At 67.3% G+C, this 17,235-nt stretch carries 20 protein-coding genes; 10 read left to right on the forward strand and 10 right to left on the reverse strand.

Going from position 1 to position 17,235, the window contains the following annotated elements; all coding sequences use genetic code 11:
• The first annotated feature begins 79 nt into the window (after positions 1-79).
• On the forward strand, positions 80-1,033 hold the full coding sequence (locus M0R88_RS16485) for an FKBP-type peptidyl-prolyl cis-trans isomerase (protein WP_248654514.1): 954 nt from the start codon (positions 80-82) through the stop codon (positions 1,031-1,033).
• A 620-nt stretch (positions 1,034-1,653) separates the two neighbouring features.
• Here M0R88_RS16485 and M0R88_RS16490 read toward each other — a convergent pair.
• From M0R88_RS16490 to M0R88_RS16505, 4 genes are all read right to left on the reverse strand, one after another.
• A complete protein-coding gene (locus M0R88_RS16490; RefSeq protein WP_248654515.1) occupies positions 1,654-2,400 on the reverse strand; it encodes an HFX_2341 family transcriptional regulator domain-containing protein in 747 nt (248 codons plus the stop codon).
• Between the two features lie 244 nt (positions 2,401-2,644).
• The gene (locus tag M0R88_RS16495; protein WP_248654516.1) at positions 2,645-3,271 is read right to left on the reverse strand and encodes an RAD55 family ATPase; all 627 of its coding nucleotides are present in this window, start codon (positions 3,269-3,271) and stop codon (positions 2,645-2,647) included.
• A gap of 27 nt (positions 3,272-3,298) precedes the next feature.
• Positions 3,299-4,000 carry a MinD/ParA family ATP-binding protein gene (locus M0R88_RS16500; protein ID WP_248654517.1) on the reverse strand — a complete coding sequence of 234 codons (702 nt, stop codon included), beginning with the start codon at positions 3,998-4,000 and terminating at the stop codon, positions 3,299-3,301.
• Between the two features lie 63 nt (positions 4,001-4,063).
• Positions 4,064-4,234: an HEWD family protein gene (locus M0R88_RS16505; RefSeq protein ID WP_248654518.1), complete on the reverse strand. Its 171-nt coding sequence runs from the start codon at positions 4,232-4,234 to the stop codon at positions 4,064-4,066.
• A gap of 181 nt (positions 4,235-4,415) precedes the next feature.
• On the opposite strand from M0R88_RS16505, the gene M0R88_RS16510 reads away from it, so the two are divergent.
• Positions 4,416-5,105 (forward strand): YbhB/YbcL family Raf kinase inhibitor-like protein, encoded by a 690-nt coding sequence (locus tag M0R88_RS16510; RefSeq protein WP_248654519.1) that lies wholly within the window; start codon positions 4,416-4,418, stop codon positions 5,103-5,105.
• Positions 5,106-5,181: 76 nt separating this feature from the next.
• Here the strand turns inward: M0R88_RS16510 and M0R88_RS16515 are convergent, their stop codons facing one another.
• On the reverse strand, positions 5,182-5,661 hold the full coding sequence (locus tag M0R88_RS16515; protein ID WP_248654520.1) for an FKBP-type peptidyl-prolyl cis-trans isomerase: 480 nt from the start codon (positions 5,659-5,661) through the stop codon (positions 5,182-5,184).
• A 386-nt stretch (positions 5,662-6,047) separates the two neighbouring features.
• Here M0R88_RS16515 and M0R88_RS16520 point away from each other — a divergent pair, with 386 nt between their 5' ends.
• On the forward strand, positions 6,048-6,914 hold the full coding sequence (locus M0R88_RS16520) for a substrate-binding domain-containing protein (protein ID WP_248654521.1): 867 nt from the start codon (positions 6,048-6,050) through the stop codon (positions 6,912-6,914).
• A 51-nt stretch (positions 6,915-6,965) separates the two neighbouring features.
• The gene (locus M0R88_RS16525) at positions 6,966-7,892 is read left to right on the forward strand and encodes a DUF7551 domain-containing protein (RefSeq protein ID WP_248654522.1); all 927 of its coding nucleotides are present in this window, start codon (positions 6,966-6,968) and stop codon (positions 7,890-7,892) included.
• Between the two features lie 27 nt (positions 7,893-7,919).
• Here the strand turns inward: M0R88_RS16525 and M0R88_RS16530 are convergent, their stop codons facing one another.
• Positions 7,920-8,384, reverse strand: coding sequence for a DUF7992 family protein (locus M0R88_RS16530; RefSeq protein WP_248654523.1), 465 nt, complete (start codon positions 8,382-8,384; stop codon positions 7,920-7,922).
• A 249-nt stretch (positions 8,385-8,633) separates the two neighbouring features.
• Between M0R88_RS16530 and M0R88_RS16535 the strand changes: the two genes are divergently transcribed.
• Positions 8,634-9,461 carry a DUF4397 domain-containing protein gene (locus tag M0R88_RS16535; protein WP_248654524.1) on the forward strand — a complete coding sequence of 276 codons (828 nt, stop codon included), beginning with the start codon at positions 8,634-8,636 and terminating at the stop codon, positions 9,459-9,461.
• A 162-nt stretch (positions 9,462-9,623) separates the two neighbouring features.
• Positions 9,624-10,490, forward strand: a complete 867-nt coding sequence (locus M0R88_RS16540; protein WP_248654525.1) for a DUF4397 domain-containing protein — start codon at positions 9,624-9,626, stop codon at positions 10,488-10,490.
• Positions 10,491-10,540: 50 nt separating this feature from the next.
• On the opposite strand, the gene M0R88_RS16545 is transcribed toward M0R88_RS16540, so the two are convergent.
• Entirely contained in the window at positions 10,541-11,032 is a 492-nt protein-coding gene (locus M0R88_RS16545; protein ID WP_248654526.1) for an acyl-CoA thioesterase, read from the reverse strand.
• 214 nt (positions 11,033-11,246) lie between these two features.
• Here M0R88_RS16545 and M0R88_RS16550 point away from each other — a divergent pair, with 214 nt between their 5' ends.
• Both M0R88_RS16550 and M0R88_RS16555 read left to right on the forward strand, forming a co-directional pair.
• On the forward strand, positions 11,247-12,548 hold the full coding sequence (locus M0R88_RS16550) for a TraB/GumN family protein (RefSeq protein WP_248654527.1): 1,302 nt from the start codon (positions 11,247-11,249) through the stop codon (positions 12,546-12,548).
• A gap of 31 nt (positions 12,549-12,579) precedes the next feature.
• The gene (locus M0R88_RS16555) at positions 12,580-13,197 is read left to right on the forward strand and encodes a zinc metalloprotease (protein ID WP_368409359.1); all 618 of its coding nucleotides are present in this window, start codon (positions 12,580-12,582) and stop codon (positions 13,195-13,197) included.
• A gap of 43 nt (positions 13,198-13,240) precedes the next feature.
• Here M0R88_RS16555 and M0R88_RS16560 read toward each other — a convergent pair whose 3' ends face one another.
• Both M0R88_RS16560 and M0R88_RS16565 read right to left on the reverse strand, forming a co-directional pair.
• The gene (locus M0R88_RS16560) at positions 13,241-14,536 is read right to left on the reverse strand and encodes an MFS transporter (protein ID WP_248654528.1); all 1,296 of its coding nucleotides are present in this window, start codon (positions 14,534-14,536) and stop codon (positions 13,241-13,243) included.
• Between the two features lie 96 nt (positions 14,537-14,632).
• A complete protein-coding gene (locus M0R88_RS16565) occupies positions 14,633-14,878 on the reverse strand; it encodes a DUF8593 domain-containing protein (protein ID WP_248654529.1) in 246 nt (81 codons plus the stop codon).
• A 174-nt stretch (positions 14,879-15,052) separates the two neighbouring features.
• Here M0R88_RS16565 and purM point away from each other — a divergent pair, with 174 nt between their 5' ends.
• Positions 15,053-16,051, forward strand: a complete 999-nt coding sequence (purM, locus tag M0R88_RS16570) for a phosphoribosylformylglycinamidine cyclo-ligase (RefSeq protein WP_248654530.1) — start codon at positions 15,053-15,055, stop codon at positions 16,049-16,051.
• A gap of 108 nt (positions 16,052-16,159) precedes the next feature.
• Entirely contained in the window at positions 16,160-16,369 is a 210-nt protein-coding gene (locus M0R88_RS16575) for a dodecin family protein (protein ID WP_248654531.1), read from the forward strand.
• 32 nt (positions 16,370-16,401) lie between these two features.
• Here M0R88_RS16575 and M0R88_RS16580 read toward each other — a convergent pair whose 3' ends face one another.
• Positions 16,402-17,220, reverse strand: a complete 819-nt coding sequence (locus M0R88_RS16580) for a DUF7979 domain-containing protein (RefSeq protein ID WP_248654532.1) — start codon at positions 17,218-17,220, stop codon at positions 16,402-16,404.
• Between the last annotated feature and the right edge of the window lie 15 nt (positions 17,221-17,235).

Raw genomic sequence — 17,235 nt, forward strand, 5'->3', positions numbered from 1 at the left:
TCGAGAACGCCGAAGTCGCCCTCGACCGTGAGCGGTCCGAAACGTGATTCTTAAGAGGCGAACGAGCGACGTTTCGGGTATGAGTGAAGAACAAGAGGCCGAAGTGGCCGACGACGAAGAACAAGCGGAAGTCGAAGACGAGGCCAATGAGGGACTTCAGCGAGGGGACTTCATCCGCCTCGACTACACCGCGCGCACCGTAGACGACGGCGACATCGTGGACACGACCGACCCCGAAGTCGCCGAGGAAGAGGGTCTCGACGAGGAGGAGCGCGAGTTCGAACCGCGCACCATCGTCCTCGGCGAAGGCCACATCTTCGAGAGCGTCGAAGAGGACCTCATCGGCAAGGACATCGGTCACTCCGGTAGCACGTCCATCCCCGCCGAGGAGGCCTTCGGCGAGTACGACGCCGACGAGGTCAAGACCGTCAGCGCGGACAAGATTCCGGAAGACGAGCGCTACCCCGGCGCGCACGTCAACGTCGATGGCGACCACGGTCACGTCGAGACCATCATCGGCGGCCGCGCTCGCGTGGACTTCAACCACCCGCTCGCGGGCGAGGACATCGAGTACGACTACGAGATCGTCGGCGAGGTCGAGGACCGCGTCGAGCAGGCGCAGGGCCTCATCTCGATGTACATCGACGCCGACCTCGACATGTGGATCGAGACCGACGAGGTCGAAGAGGAGACGGTCGTCGAACCCGACGAGGACGACGAGGACGCCGAACCCGAAACCGAGACCGAGACGGTCGAGAAGGAGACGCTCTACATCGAGAGCACCCCCCAGCTGGCGATGAACCAGCAGTGGATGTTCCAGAAGCAGCAGATCGCCCAGAACGTCATCGACCAGTTGGGCCTGGACCGCGTCATCGTTCAGGAGACCATCGACGGCGGCGGCATGGGTCCGATGGGCGGCATGATGGGCGGCGGCATGGGCGGCGCCGACCTCGAAGAAGCCCTCGAAGACGCCGACGTGGACGAAGACGAGATCGTCGAAGAGCTCGAAGAAGCCGACGGCGACGAAGAGTAATCGCGACTCGTTCCTGCTTTCTTTTCCGCCGATAGCGTCGCGGCCGGCGAACGAGCGACGAACGCCGAGCGACGGGTAACCGACTCGTCGGAGCGGCCGGTGTCCACTCACTCGGAGCGCCGGAGAACCGACCGGCGTCGAAAATCCGGCCGCGGTACGCGTCGAAAAGCGACGGATGTCGGAAGGCCTCGGAGAGGAATCGAAAGGTCGGGGGCGAGCGGAGGATTTCGGAGACGGGCAACGGGGTCGGGGGCGAGCGGAGAGCCGACTGCGCCAGCGGGGACCGCGGGCGGCACCGCGAAGGAGGGCTGGCTACGGGACCGCCGCGGAGTCAGGGCGGCACTGACCGCGTTGGAGGGCGACGGTCAGCCGGGAATCGGGCGGTCCGGGGAGGTCGCGGGGTGCGCGACCTCCACTTCTATCTGCACGGTCGGCCGTATTCAATACTATCCGGATGCTATCCCTACTATCGTTTACATCGATAGTATAGATACAATCCATACTATCGGTACTACTGATAACAGCGGTGGTATCGAGACCGAACGCCGACGGCGACGACGAACGACGGCGGGTCGTCCGACTGGACGACGGACAGAACGGCGGACGGCGAAAATAGCGTCTCAGATGTCTCGTAGCTTGTGGCGGAACGCACGGAGGGCGTCGGCCCCCGTCTCGGTCAGTACGACCTGTTTGCGGCGGCCCACGTCCTCGATTTCGACGTAGCCGTCTTCGAGCAGCGGGTCGATGACGTTCGCGTTCAGAAGCGCGAACTTCGCCTTGTCGTTGGCGGGGTCGTTGTCCGCGACGAACGCCAGTTCCTCCTCCTCGGCGTACTCGATGATGTCCTTCTTCTTGACGGTGTAGGCGTCGGTGTTCGCGTCCGCGAGGAAGTCCATCACCGCGACCTGGTCGGTCGTCGGCGACTCGATGGGGTAGGAGGGAAGCACCTCGTCGCCCGCGTAGCCGTAGCTCCGGCGCTCCTTGCGGTCGGTCGCGGGGTAGTCGGTCGGGTGGACGTAGTAGGCTGTCGCGTCGGTGGCCATGCAGGCGATGGCCGCGCCGACCGCCGAGAGCTTCGACCCGCTGGAGACGTTGACCCGGACGATGTCTTGGGCGTGGTCGGCGGTCAGCGTCGTCACGATTCCCAGCACGTCGTAGATGTCGAACACGTCCACGCTGCGCGAGCGAACTTCGACGCCGAGGTCGTCCAACTCCGCGCGCAGGTCGTCGTGGTAGTCGGGACCGCTTCCGGGGTCGTCGTGTTCGAGCAGATAGAGGATATCGACGTTGTGTTCGCGCACGGGGCCGACGATGCGGTCGTACTCGTAGCCGAGCGGGGCGATGTGAACCTCGTCTATGGTCTGCATGGCGGCGTACGTCGATTCCCGTATGCGTCCGTCTTAAGTTCTCGGCATCGAGTTCGCCGTGTTCTCGGAATACGAAGTCAGGACGCGCTGTAGAGACCGCATCGAGAGGGAGACGACGTTTCAGAAAGCCCGCGACCGGGCGGCCCCTTTCAGTCCACCCAAACGACGGTGGCTTGGTCGGCCTGCCGCCTCCCTAGTTTGGTTTGCTAGCGCTCCCTCGGCGGAAAATCGACGCCTGCACTCGTCACGCGATGTCCCGACTCGTGTCGATGCGGACCGACTCGGCGAGTTCGAGTTTGATGGTCTCGGGGAGCGCCCGGCCGCCACGGAACTTCGGCACCGCGAGGCGGGTCTCGACCGTGTCGCCCGAGTACTCGGTGTGGAGTTGGAACACCACGTCCGCGACGTGTTCGGTCACGTCGCGGGCGTCCGGCACTGCCCGGCCGTCGAGGCAGTGGAGGAACGCCACGCCGTCGGTGTTGTGCAGGTGGTTCTGGAGGTCGTTCAGGAAGTTCCGATACCGACCCTCGTCCTGTTTCTCCAGCAGGTCGATGGGGTCCACGATGAGATTCGAGTCCTCCGGGAGTCGCCGGAAGAGCCGCTGGGAGTGGTCCAGCGGCGCGTCACTGGGAACCCGTCGCACGTCGGGCGACCCGGTGTGTCCCGACGTGCGCTCCAACGCCTCGGTCACGGCCGCCTCGTCGCGGTCGGTCGTGAGGTACAGCGTCTGGCGAGCGGCGGTGAACTCGTACAGCAGCAACTCCGCCTGACTCGCCGGCGGGGCCGAGAACGCCACCACGCTCCCCGTCGGAAGCCCGCCGTCGAGTTTCCTGTCTAACACGTCGATGCCGGTCGAGAGACGACGTGACACGTATTTACACGATTACCGCTCGTTGTTTCATAAGTATTTGGGCTGGAGTCCTGACACGAGACCGTCGTGTGCGGCCCGCACCCCGTCGTTGTCAAGCAGTTCGACGCCGCGGCCGACTCCCTCAGCACGCGAGTCGGTTCCAGCCTCGGGGACGACGCCGAGGACCGGACAGCCGAGCAGTTGCTCGATCCTGACGGGGACCTCGTCGGCCCGCGAGACGACCGCGCCGACGACCGGCGCGTCGAGTTCGCGCGCCATCGCGGCCGTCTTCGCGGCGTCGCGCAGGCAGTCGGGTTCGGTCGTCGTCACGACCACCGCGGCGTCGGCGACCCGGAGCGGTGCCACGGCGTCCGACCCTGCTCCCGCCGGGCAGTCCAACAACACGGCGTCGGCGACGCCGCGGGCGCGCGCCAGCGGCGTCGCACCACCGGACCGCTCGCCGACCCTCGCGGCGGATCCTGCCGACGGCGGACCGGTCCCCGCGGGCAGGACCTCGACGCCGGTGAGCGGCGGGTCCGGCGCTCCGGCGACCAGTTCGACGGGCCACCCCTCGGCGACGGCGTCGAGACCGGGCGTTCGCGCGACCCCGGCCATCGCGTGCAGGTCGGGCATCTCCCGGTCGGCGTCCACGGCGACGACGGTCCGGCGCTGACGGCCGAGCGCGGCAGCGAGACCGAGCGTCGTGGTCGTCTTCCCTGCGCCTCCCTTTCCTCCGGCGACGGCGAGCATGGCCCGGGCTTGTCCCGGCTTCCGGTTTGAACGTTCGGGCGAGTCGCCGGGTAACGCTGCCCGTCACTCCCGAATCGGGCGATACGCGCCGTTGATGTCCCACTCGTGGATGCAGTGGGGATTCCCGGCGCGCGCCTCGTCGTCGATTCGCCACGTCGTCGCGTCGGGGTCCCACACGTCCCGACGTCCGCACTGCTGACACTCCCGTTCGTTCGGCGGGTCCAGTTCGACCATCGGTCGGGCGGACGCGCGCTGGCCTGATAAATGAGACCCCTGCCGCGGCGTTTGCCGCGACCGACGGCAAACGCCGCGGTGCGCCCTGCCGATGAGGTGTCGCGGTGCCTCTCACAAGTCGTTCCGGAGTCGCGGGTCCGCCACCCAAAATCGCTTTGCGGATGCCGTCGAATCGCCGTTCATGCGCAGACGCACGCTGCTGCGCTCGGCCGCGGTGGCCGCGACGATTGGGGGGACCGGAGCGATGGCCGCGAGTGGGAACCGCGACGGGCAAGAGACAACCACAGAGGCACAGGAGACGACGACCGAAGGGGACCAGACCACCACCGGAGAGGGGGAGACGACCACCGCAGGCGGCGAATTCACGCTCTCGACCGACGCGTGGGAGAACGGCGCGACGATTCCGACCCGGTACACCTGCGAGGGCGAGAACGTCTCGCCGCCGCTGTCCGTCTCGAACCCGCCGGAGGGAACCGAGGCGTTCGCGCTGATAATGGACGACCCGGACGCGCCGAACCCGCCGTTCGTCCACTGGCTGGTCTGGAACGTTCCGGCCGACGCGAGCGAGATTCCCGCGAACCTCCCGTCGAGCGAGACGCTGGACGAACTCGACGGCGCGGTGCAGGGCGCGAACGGCACCGGCGAACTGGGCTACGTCGGCCCGTGCCCGCCGGAAGGCGACCCGCGACACACCTACCTGTTCAGCCTCTACGCGCTCGACGCACCGCTGGAGTTGGACCCCGGCGCGGAGTACCAGCAGGTCGTCGATGCCGTCATGGAGAACGCCATCGCGCGCTCTCGGTACGTCGGTCAGTACGCCCGGAGCGCCGCGACGACGACTGCGGGGACGCAGACGACGACCTCCTCGTAATCTTCGCTCCTTTTCACGAGAACTTTCGTGGGCTTCGTCGCTGTTCCGGAACTCACGGAATCGGCACCGACTTGCGTTAGCCGTCGTCGTAGCGACTCAGCAGTTTCACGTCGAACTCGACTGGCAGGCCGGCGAGTTCGTGGTTGAAGTCCACCGTGACGGTCTCGTCGCCGGCCTCGACTATCCACCCCGTCTCGCCGGTCTCCGACCGGACGAGTTCGCCCGGTTCGGCGGTCACGTCGCTTCGCTCTTCGAGGTCGGTCCGTGGGAAGCGGACGACTTTCGACTCGTCGCGCTCGCCGAACGCTCGTTCGGGTTCGACCGTGACGGTGCGCTCGTCGCCGACCGCCATCTCTCGGACCGCGTCGTCCAACCCGGCCACGACCGTCCGTTCGCCGACGCGAAACTCCAGCGGTTCGTAGTCGCGGTGGTCGTGGTAGATGCCCGTTTCCATCGCCACGTCCGCGTCCGTCGTGTCGAAGACCTCGCCCGCGTCCTCGCCGTCCGCGATGCGCCCGGTGAAGTGTACCACCGCGATGTCGCCCTCCCTTGTCATACGCGACTACTCGACGCTCCTCCTCTTGAATCCGCGGGAGCGTTCAGCGGGCGACGGACGTGACCGAAAGTCCGACCGACGACTCAACGCGTGTGATGACGATACACGCGCATTACAATCGACTAGATACTGCTTGAGAGCGGTCATATCTATCTTTGCTCCGGACGAGCGCGAGCGACGGGAGTCGAGTCGAGACGAGCGAGCGGTCCGACGCGACCTCCGCGAACGGCGCGGTCGAACCGACTCGCCGAGTCGGTTCGACCGCTTCGCGGATACCTAGCCGGGCGCTCCGTTCGAGCGCCGGTGCGGTTCCCCGAGTGCCGGTCGGGAGAGTAACCGTCGAAGGTTACACAATTCTTTTGACGTAGCGTGTAATCGTTACGTCCGTGTCGAGTCGGCGCGAACTCCTCCGGCGCGGTGCGGGACTGCTCGCGGTCGGGAGCACCGCGAGCGCGGGCGCGCTCGCCGCCCTCTCGAACGCAGACGGCGGAGCGGGGCGCGACCGCGGCGACACGTCGGACTCGACGCGTTCGGCCGACGTGCTGGTCGCCGGAAGCCTCCAGCAGGTCGCCGGCGAAGTCGGCGACGCGAGCGTCGAGGCCCACGGGAGCGTCGCCTGCCGTCGCCTAATCGAAGACGGCCTCCGGGACCCCGACGCGGCGGCGCTGGCCGACCCCGAACTCTTCGACGGACTTGCCGAGCGCGTGACCTGCTTCGCCACGAACGCGCTGGTCGTCGCGGTCCGCGACGGACTCGCCGACCGCTACGACGACTGGCGCGCGCTCGTCGCCGACGACGCCCTCTCACTCGGCCGGACCGACCCCGCCCGCGACCCGCTGGGCTACCGCACCGTGATGGCGCTCGAACTCGCCGAGGGCATCGACGCCGCGGCGGTTCTCGATAGAATCGACGTGTTCCCCGAGACCGGTCTCCTCCGGACGCTCGAAGCGGGCGGCATCGACGCCGCGTTCGCCTACCGGAGCATGGCGGTCGAACACGACCTGTCGCATCTCGACCTCCCCGACCGCATCGACTTCTCGAATCCCGACCTCGCCGACGAGTACGCCGCCGCGAGCGTCGAACTGCCAGACCGGACGGTCCGCGGCGCGCCGATTCGGTACGCCGCGAGCGGTCGTACGTCCCGCGGCCACGAGTGGGTCCGGCGGCTCGGGGCCGCGCGGGAGACCCTCCGAAACGCCGGGTTCGGCGTGCCGGAGGCGTACCCGCGAAGGCGAGAAGTCGATGAAAAGTGAGGCTATCGAACCGGAATTTACTTGCCGCCCCGGTTTTTAGGCCAACCTAAAATGGTCGGCGGAACGCTACGGGACCTGCGAGAACGCATCGTGGACCGACACGACGAGGACGGTCGCTACTTCGTGAGCTGTGCCCGGACCGGCGAGCGTCCGGTTCCGGTCGCGGGCAAGCGATTCGCAACGCGTGAGACCGCGGCGCGGGCGGCGGAACTCGCCGCCGAGTACCGCGCGGAACTCCGGCGGTACGACCCGCGACTCGCCCACTACGACCTCGTGGTCTCGGAAGAACCCGGCCCGTCGGGACCGGTGGACCCGGTTCCGGTCGTCGAGGAGTCCGGCGGTTCGTCGGCCGCCGACTTCTGTCACGACGTGGCGGCCGCGGTGTTCGAGGCGCTCTCGGAACTCGGGGAGGAGGCGGTCGAACGCGCCGTCTTGGAGGCGTATCTCCACTCAGCCGAGTCCGTGACCGACCCCGACGAACTCTGTCTGGTCCTGCTCTCTACCGCCGCGAGCGAACTCGACGCCCGACTCGCTCCCGACCGACAGGGCGAGGTCCTCCGGGTCGCCGCGGACCGCCTCGGCGCTCGCTCCGAACGAACGCCGCGGGACGGGGACGACCCCGTGGCCGCGACGCTCTCGCGGTTCGACGGTCTCTCGCTGGTCGCGGACTACGCAGTCGTCCGGAACGCGGGCGACGAGAGTGCGCCGAGCGACGTGAGCACGGCGTCCGACGAGAGCGCGGCGTCCGACGACGACGGCCGGTCGTGGACGGTCACGGTCGAGGAGTGGGCCTTCGACAGCGTGGACGGTCGGGTGCCGACGCTCCCGTTCGCGGTCGAACTGCTCCGACGACTGCCCGACGAGCGCATCGCGGTGTCGGACCTCCGGGCGGCGGGCGACGCGGGGTGGCGGTTCGTCGTCTCGACGGCCGCCCCGAGTGCGCGGGCGGTCAGCCTCGCCGCGCCGGAGAACGACTGAAAACGGGAGCGGGAAGAGCGGTCGCGCTCAGGTTTCGAAGTCCGGCAGGTCCTCGGGGGCCTCGTAGTCGGCCTCCCAGTCGATGTAGTCGGTCTCCAGCGTGTCGCAGACGACCTGCCCGAGTTCGGTCATCCCGGCGTTGATGCCCGAGACGGTGTTCCACGAGTCGAGGTCGGGGTGGTAGTCGCGTGCCTTCCAGTCCTCGGGGATGCCCGGCGCGTGGTAGCCCACCCTGTCGGCGAAGTCGTCCCAGAAGAAGTCGAACTCGCGGAACAGGTCGAGGTCCCGGGCGATATCGAACTCCGACTCGTCCAAGTCGGCGTGTTCGGACCACTCGCCGAACGCCTCGTCCCACGCGCCGTCACGCAGGAACTGTTCTAACTCTTCGCGACGGTAGTCGGTGTCGCCCTGCACCTCCACGTCGTCGTACTCCTGTAGGTCCGTCGCGTCCGACAGCTCGGGCGGGTCCGGAACCGTTACGTCGAGTCCCATGCCGGGCCGGTACGCCCGCAATCCCGATAAGGGTTCCTTCCGGACGCGCTCGCGGTCGCTCGCCCGGACGTTCCCCGCGCTCTCGGCCGCCGAATCGACTCGTTACGACCGGATTTCGACGTGCGGGAACGGGTGTCACGGTCGCACTTCTCTCGGGACGTAATCGTCATTTTCGCGCCTCTACGCGACGTTACGACGTGAATCGTCGCACCGATTTATGGTCCCTTCGTCCTGAGGCCCGCTTGCAGCATGTGGGGGAACCAAACAACCGTTACACGACGACTGGCGACGCTCGGCGTCGCGCTGTTGGTGATGACGAGTTTCGCAGGCATCGGAGTCGCAACGCTCGATACGGACGACTCGCAGTCCGAGGACGCGCAGGTCAGAGTCGCGCACCTCTCGCCCGACGCCGGGCCGGTCGACGTACTCGTGGACGGCCAACCCGTGCTCGAAGGCGTCGAGTTCGGCACCGTCAGCGACTACCTCGCGCTTCCGGCGGGCGACCACACGGTGACGATTCGGACCGCCGAGAACGAGACGGTCCTCTTCGAGGGCAACGTTTCGGTCGAGGCGGGGAACCGCTACACCATCGCGGCCATCGGTGAGGTGTCCGAAGATACCTTCCGTCCGGCCGTCTTCCGAGACAACTTCGAGACGCCCAGCGACGGGAACGCCACGGTCCGACTGATTCACGCGTCGCCCGACGCGCCCGCGGTGGACGTGACGGTCGCCGGCACTGACACGGTGCTGTACGACAACGTCTCGTTCGGGAACGCGAGCGAGTACGTCTCCGTCCCGGCAGGTGACTACGGGCTCCAAATCCGACCCGCGACCGCCGACAACGACGGCGAGGTCGTGACCACGGTCAACGTCTCGCTGGAGAGCGGCGCGGCGTACACGGCCATCGCGTCGGGCTACCTCTCGCCCGACGACGAACCCGCCGACGCACCCTTCGAGCTCATCCTCGCCACCGATTCCGGCGGGATGATGGGCACGACGACGGGGATGATGGGGACCGAGACCGAGACGATGGGCAACGAGACGATGGGTAACGAGACGACCACGGAAGAGATGTGACGAGACGGGAGCGTCGCCGGTGAACGCCTCGCCGTAAGCCACGTTTCGGGAAATTTTTTCGGTCCTAATTCGTCAAATCGCGCCCTTGAGTGATTCTATCGCGGCTTACGCACTCACACGGTCGTTGCGCTTTATTTCGGTCGGTGTCGCAACTGGTGGCGTATGACGGGAGAGAATTCGACACTGACGCGCACGGTAGCCGTCGGCCTCGCGCTGGTCCTCGTCGCCAGTTTCGGCGTCGGGTCCGTGGCCAGCCTCGGCGACGGGTCGGTCGCCTCGACCGCCCAAGACGCCGAGGGCGAACCCACGGAGGTCCGCATCGCACACATGTCACCCGACGCGCCCGCGGTGGACGTCCGGGTGGACAACCAGACCCTCTTCCGAAACGTCGAATACGGCGACGTGACCGAGTTCGCGGAACTCGAACCCGGCGAGCATCAGGTCACCATCGTCACCGCCGACAACGAGAGCACCGTCTTCGAGGGCACCGTCTCGCTCCGCGCCAACGAGAGCTACACGGTCGCGGCCGCGGGCGAGGTCTCGGAGAACGCGACCGAGCAGTTCGCGCCAGTCGTCCTCCGGACCGACCCGCCGGTTCCAAGTGAGAACGAGTCAGCGGTCCGAGTAGCGCACTTCTCGCCCGACGCCGGGCCGGTCGACGTGACCGTCGCGGACTCCGGCGCGGTCCTCGCCGACAACGTGACGTTCGGCAACGCGAGCGACTACCTGACCGTCCCCTCGGGGGTCTACGAAATCGAGGTCCGGGCGGCCGCCGAGGACAACAACGGCACGGTCGTCGCCACCTTCAACGAGAGTCTCCGAGGCGGCACGGCCTACACCGCCTTCGCGGCCGGGTACGCCTCTCCCGGTGACGCGCCGGTGAACGAGTCGCTCGACCTGTTCGTGGGCGTGGACGCCAGCCGGCAGATGACGAACGCGAGCGAGACCCAGCGAACCGACCGCGCTAAGCAGCCAGAACAGGCCGAGGAGACGACCACGGCACCGGGCGAGACGACGACGGAAGCGTAGCGAACGACCAAAACGTAGCGAACGACCGAAGCGTAGTGGAACCCGGCGGCTCACTCGCCGCTGGCTTCGATTTTTTCCGCGACGGCGGTCAACTGCTCGCGGCGTTGCTCGCGCGCGGCGTCCCTGAGCGCTTGCTGGTTCTGACTCGGGCAGTCTAAGTCCGGTACCTCGGTCGGCGTGCCGTCGTCGTCCAGCGCGACGAACGTGAAGAAGGAGGTGGTCGTCTCGCGCTCCTCGCCCTTCCGGGGGTCCTCGGCGCGCACGTCCACCTTCACGTCGATGCTGGTCCGGCCGGTGTCGAAGACGAACGCCTCCACGATGGCGACTTCCCCGAGGTCGATGGGCGAGATGAAGTCCACGTGGTCCATCGACGCCGTGACGCACTGGTGGTTCGAGAACCGCATCGCTGCGATGGCCCCGCAGATGTCCATCCAGTGGAGGACGGCACCCCCGAGCGCCCGGCCGAGGTTGTTGGTGTCGTTGGGCAACAGGAGTTCGGTCATCTCGGTGTACGAGTCCATCAGCGTCGCTGTGTCCGACATCGTTCGCATCCTCGCGTTCGGGGACAATCCCGTTTTCGCCTCGCGTGTTCGTCACCGGTAGTCCGTATCGAGTTCGGAGTACCGAGAGCATTCCCTCGGGTAACCGTCCGATTCCCGGCCGAGATGGCGGATTTCCTCACCGGGAAACTCTCGGCGGGCTGGTATTTCTCTCGGCACCGACAACGGTAAAAAGGGATAGCGTGTAAGGCGAACGATGAGCGATTCAGCCGAGTTGGACGCCGGAGACGGCGAGGGCAGTGTCCGCGTCCTCGGGACCGCCCACGTCTCCGCAGACAGCGTCGAGGAGGTCCGCGAGACCATCGACGAGGAGCGCCCCGACGTGGTCGCGGTCGAACTCGACGAGGGCAGGTATCGCCAGATGCAGGGCGAGGTGGCCCAAGACCTCGAACCCTCGGACCTGCTCGAAGGGAACACCGTCTTCCAGTTCATCGCCTACTGGATGCTGTCGTACGTACAGGCCCAGATGGGCGACCGCTTCGACATCGAACCCGGCGCGGACATGCAGGCCGCCATCGAGGCCGCCGAGTCGGTCGGGAGCGAGGTCGCGCTGGTGGACCGGGACATCCAGCTGACCATCCAGCGCTTCTGGGCGCGGATGAGTTTCTTCGAGAAGTTGCGGATGGTCTGGGAACTCTGTCTGGCGATGGTCGGCATCGGCGAACCCGAGGAGGACGAGGAGTTCGACATCGAGGAGCTGACCGACGGCGACGTGGTGACGGCGATGATGGAGGAGTTCCGCCAGTTCTCGCCCGGCGGCGCGGAGGCGCTCATCGACGAGCGCGACGCGTTCATCGCCCACCGACTCGTCCAGTTGCGCGACGCGGGCCACGACGTGCTGGCGGTCGTCGGCGCGGGCCACCGCGCCGGTATCGAGGAGTATCTCGACCACCCCGAGCGCCTGCCGCCGATGGAGGAGTTGGTCGGCACCGAGTCGGGGAGTCGGTTCTCGCTGTTCAAAATCTTCGGCTACCTGATCACGGTCGGCTTCCTCGGATTCTTCTTCCTGCTGTTCATGGCGGGCGTGCGCGACACGTTCCTCCTGAAGGTGTTCGCGGCGTGGTTCCTGTTCAACGGCGTCTTCGCGTTCGGACTGGCGAAACTGGCGGGTGCGCGCTGGACCTCGGCGGGCGTCGGCGGCGCGGTCGCGTGGCTGACGAGCGTCAACCCCCTGCTCGCGCCGGGGTGGTTCGCGGGCTACGTCGAACTGAGGTACACCTCGGTCAACGTCGGCGACATCGCCAAGCTCAACGACCTCATGAGCGACGAGGAGACGCCGCTCAAGGACCTCCTCGGCCAGATGCTCGACGTACCGCTGTTCCGTCTCATCGCCATCGTGGCGATGACGAACGTCGGGAGCATGATAGCGAGCTTCGCCTTCCCGTTCGTCGTCCTGCCGTTGCTGGGGTCGCAGGTCGGCGGCGTCGATCAAATAACCGACTGGATGATACAGGGCGCACAGAACAGCGCGGACCTCATCGTCCGGACGCTCACATGAGCGAGCGCGTCGAGACGGAGGTGGACGCGCCGTGAAGGTGGGGTCGATTCGGTTCGGGACGCGCGAACTGCTGGACATCGCCGTCGCGTGGGCGGCCCTGAGCGTCGCGTTCGCGCTGTTCTTCGGGGGCGGTGGCCGAACGATTCTCTACCGGCCCGGCGTCCTCGTCGGCCTGCTCCCGGCGAGTCTCGTCACCGCGGGACTCGGCTTTCTCCTCCACGAGATGGCCCACAAGGTGACGGCGATTCGGTTCGGACAGGTCGCGGAGTTCCGCGCCGACTACGGGATGCTCTTCCTCGCGGTGGCGGGCGCGCTGGCCGGCTTCCTCTTCGCCGCGCCGGGCGCGGTGTACCACCAAGGACGGGCGACGCTCCGGGAGAACGGTCTCATCGCGCTCGCCGGACCGCTGACCAACGTCGCGCTCGGGATGGTGTTCTTCCCGCTGGAACTCCTGCTGGGCGGGACCCTCGGGAGCGTCGCGGCGCTCGGCGTCCGCATCAACTTCCTGCTGGCGGGCTTCAACATGATTCCGTTCGGCCCGCTCGACGGCAACACGGTCAAGACGTGGAGCATCCCGGCGTTTCTGGGATTCGGCCTGCCCTGCTTCGCGCTGGCGGCGTGGGCGTTCTTCGGCCTCTCGTTCGTCTGAGAGCCGGTTCGTTTTCGGTCGGCACGACCTCGCTACCGGGCGGTCAGTCTCCCGAAGAGAACGAGAAGAGCGAGGAGAACGACCGCTCGGGCGTGGTCGGCTCCTCGACCTGCGTCCAGACCAGCACCACGCCCACCGCGGCGAGCGCCGCGCCGAACGCGAACGGCACGACGAAGCCGAACGAGACGAGGAATCCGGAGACGAGGGGACCGAACGCCACGCCGAACCCGAACGCCATCGTCAACACCGAGAGCGTCGTCCCCGACTGCCCCTCGGGTGCGAGGTCGCCGGCCAGCGCGAGCGCGGGCGCGAACACCATCGCCCCGGCCGCGCCCTGAACGAACCGGGCCGCGAACATCAGCCACGGGTCGTAGACGAGTCCCTGGACCAACGTGGTGGGGACGAGCAGTATCGTCCCGACGACGATGAAGCCCTTCCGTCCGTAGAAGTCGGTCGCGCGTCCGATGGGGACCTGCAGCAGTATCTGCGCGAGGACGAACGCCGCGAACTGGAGACCGAACAGCGTCGGCCCCTGGTCGAGTCTGGCGTTGATGATGTCGCCGAGCGTGGCGAACAGCGCGATGCCGACCGCCATGAAGAAGGAGACGACGCCGAGCGTGAACACGGGGTCGAGTATCCCTCGACCGCGACGGTCGATGACCTCGATTCCCCCGAGTCTTCGGTCGTCCTCGTCGGTCGCCGGAGCCTCGGGGTCCCGAATCAGGAACAGGATGAGGAAGAAACTGATGGTCGCCGTCAGCGTGGCGAAGTAGAACGCGGCGTCGAACCCGCTGAACGCGACTCGTAGCGGTCCGAGGTCGATCGCGTACGGTCCGGCCGAGACCACGACGCCCGCCGCGACCGGGCCGACGCCGAAACCGACCAATCGGAACGTGTTGTACGTCCCCATGTTCCCGCCGCGGTTCGACGAGGACGCGAGGTCGTTGACGAGCGCGACCGTCGTCGGGATGATGAGCGCGCCGGCGATTCCCTGCAACACCCGGAGTCCGAGGAGGTGCCAGTAGGTGGACGCCAGCGAGTACGAGAAGCTCGCGGTACCGATGAGGACGAGACCGACCAGTACGAACACCTTGCGTCGTCCCGTTCGGTCCGAGAGCCGCCCGGTGAACGGCTGTAACGGACTGTTGACGAACCCGAACAGCGAGAGCACGATGCCGGTGACGGCGACCTCGCTCAGCCCGAAGGTGGTCCCGGAGACGGCCTCGTTTCCGATGAACAGCGGCAGGACCACGATGAGAAACGAGTTGCCGACGGACTCGGTCATGCGGGCCAGCGCCAGCGTCACGACCTGCGGATCGACGCCCAGTCGGTTCGACATCAGCCGTGACTCACCGTCTCTGGCCGGGTCATGCGACGAACTCCGTCGTCGCTACGGAATACCGTTGTGAAGGCGGAAGCCGACGACGCGGTTCGGTCACTTCGCGCCGGCCTCGCTTCGGACGACCACCTCGTCGTCGGTCACCGACTCGACTTCGGTCTCCTGTAGCGTGTAATCCTCCGCGTCGCCCCAGTCGAACCGTCGTTTGACGGATTCGGACAGGTCCGAATCGAGGTTCACGTGGACGACACCGGCATCGACCTTCATCACGGTACCGATGGATTCGCCGTCCGCCGCCACGACCTGTTTCCCCTGATCGGCCTCGGTAATCGGTTCGCTCATGGACGTAGCGGCGACGCCGCGGACAAAGAGTGCTGTGGGCGGGGACTGATAGGAGTCCGCCGGGAGGGTGGCGACCGTTTCGCGACTCGAAGCGGTCGAGAGAGTCGTCCGACTCGAACCGCTCGCCCGAGGACAAACGGTGGAACTTTACTCGCGCGACGCGCCCGTCCCACCATGAGCGAAGAGGAGGAACTCACCTACGCGGACGCAGGGGTGGACATCGAGGCCAGCGAGGCCGCGACCGCGGCGCTGGTCGGTGCCGTGGGCGACATCGACGAGAGCGAGTACGCGGGCCTGCTCGACATCGGCGACCGCTACCTCGCGCTGGCGACCGACGGCGTGGGCACGAAACTGCTCGTCGCGGAAGCGTTGGGCGACTACTCCACGGTCGGCATCGACTGCATCGCCATGAACGCCAACGACCTCGTGGCGTCGGGGGTCGAACCCGTCGCGTTCGTGGACTACCTCGCGGTGGACGAGCCGAGCGAAGCGTTCTCTCAGCAGGTCGGCGACGGACTCGCAGCGGGTGCCGAGGAGGCCGGCGTCGCGCTAGTCGGCGGCGAGACGGCCGTGATGCCCGAGGTCATCAAGGGACTCGACCTCGCCGGGGCGTGCGTCGGTCTCGCGCCGAAAGACGCCGTCTTCCCCGGCGAGGCCGAGGTCGGCGACGCGCTGGTCGGGTTCCCCGCCAGCGGCATCCACTCGAACGGCCTGACCTTGGCGCGCGAGGCAGCGACCCGCAACTACGACTACGACGACCCGTTCCCGCTCGACACCGAGGCCGACACCGCTGGCGGCGAGGGGTCGCCGTCCGTCGGCGAGGTCCTGCTGGAACCGACGCGCATCTACACCTACCTGCTCGACCACCTGCGCGGCCGTGAGGTCCACGCCGCGGCGCACGTCACCGGCGGCGGGTGGACCAACCTCTCGCGGATGGGCACGCTCCGCTACGAGGTTACCGACCCGTTCGACGCCCACCCGGTCTTCGAGTTCGTCCAGCGGGAGGGCAACGTCGGCGACGAGGAGATGCACCGGACGTTCAACATGGGCACCGGCTTCGTCGTCGCGCTCCCCGAGGACGACGCCGAATCGCTGGCCGCCGAGACCGACGGCCGAATCGTCGGAGAGGTCCGCGAGGGCGACTGCGTGGCGATTCGCGGCCTCGAACTGTAGCGACGGAGCGGGAATCGACCGGTGACGTCCACGCCGAAGTATCGTTCTACCGCGTCTCGGTTCGCGGCCACAAGACGCTACACGAATCGCGTCGTACCGCCGCAGGCCATGACGGCAGTAAAAATCATCAAGGTTCTCGGCACGTCCGAGGAGGGATGGGAGCAGGCCGCTCAGGAGGCGGTCGAGCAGGCGAGTCACACCATCGACGACATCCACGGCGTCGAAGTCGAGGACTGGACCGCCGACGTGGAGAACGGCGAGATACAGGAGTACAAGACCACCGTCGAAGTCGCGTTCCCGGTCCACGAACAGCAGTGACGCGACCGGCGCGGTCGGACCGAACCGGTCGATTATTCTTCCAGATTCGCGACGTCCTGCGGTGCTGGCTCCCACGCCGCAGACTCCTGCGCCGCGGTCAGACCGTACCCCAGTAGGAACCACGGCGTCGTCACCAGCGCGAACGCGACCGCGCCGCCCCCGTCCGCGGACCCGTACCCCGTCGCGACGGAGTACATCGTACCCGCGACCACGAGGGGAGCGACCGGCACCAACGGCCGGAGCGACCCCCTGTCGCGGACCGCCGACCCGACGACGGACATCGAGACGAACGCCGCGGCCATCGCAGGGAGGAGGACGTACGACTGGGGTTCGAAGGCGTCGCCGACCAGCACGTCGTAGTACTCGGTCGCCACGAGCGCGACGAACACGCCGACCGGAATCCAAAGGGTCCGGCGCGGCGTCAACGGTCGGTACCGGTCGGTCCGGGCGGCGAAGACGCCGACGACGAGGAGAATCACCGCGAGCGTCGAGAGAGCCATCCGGAGGATACCGCCCATCCCGAGGCTCCCGGAACCTCGCAGTCGGTACTCGTAGTACTCGCCCCGATACCGGACGTACTCGTGGTTCGAGAGGGCCTCGTAGGCCGCGGCGTGTTCGCCGGTCCACACGTCGTCGGAGATTTCCCGGTCCAGCGCCTGCTCGAAGCGGTCCCGCGCGACCGGTGGGAGATCGTCGTAGGCGACGGTTTCGCCTGGCGACTGCTCGCCGACCTGCTGGACGTTCGTGACGGAATAGGCGGTCTCGCCGTGGTGCGGGAAGAGATAGAGCGGATGGGCGAGGAGCGCGAGACCGAGGACGACGAGGAGGACGCCGGCGGACCGAGCGTTCATACTCGGCGTCTCGGC

Source organism: Halorussus gelatinilyticus, from assembly GCF_023238445.1.
In the GTDB taxonomy this organism is placed as follows: domain Archaea; phylum Halobacteriota; class Halobacteria; order Halobacteriales; family Haladaptataceae; genus Halorussus; species Halorussus gelatinilyticus.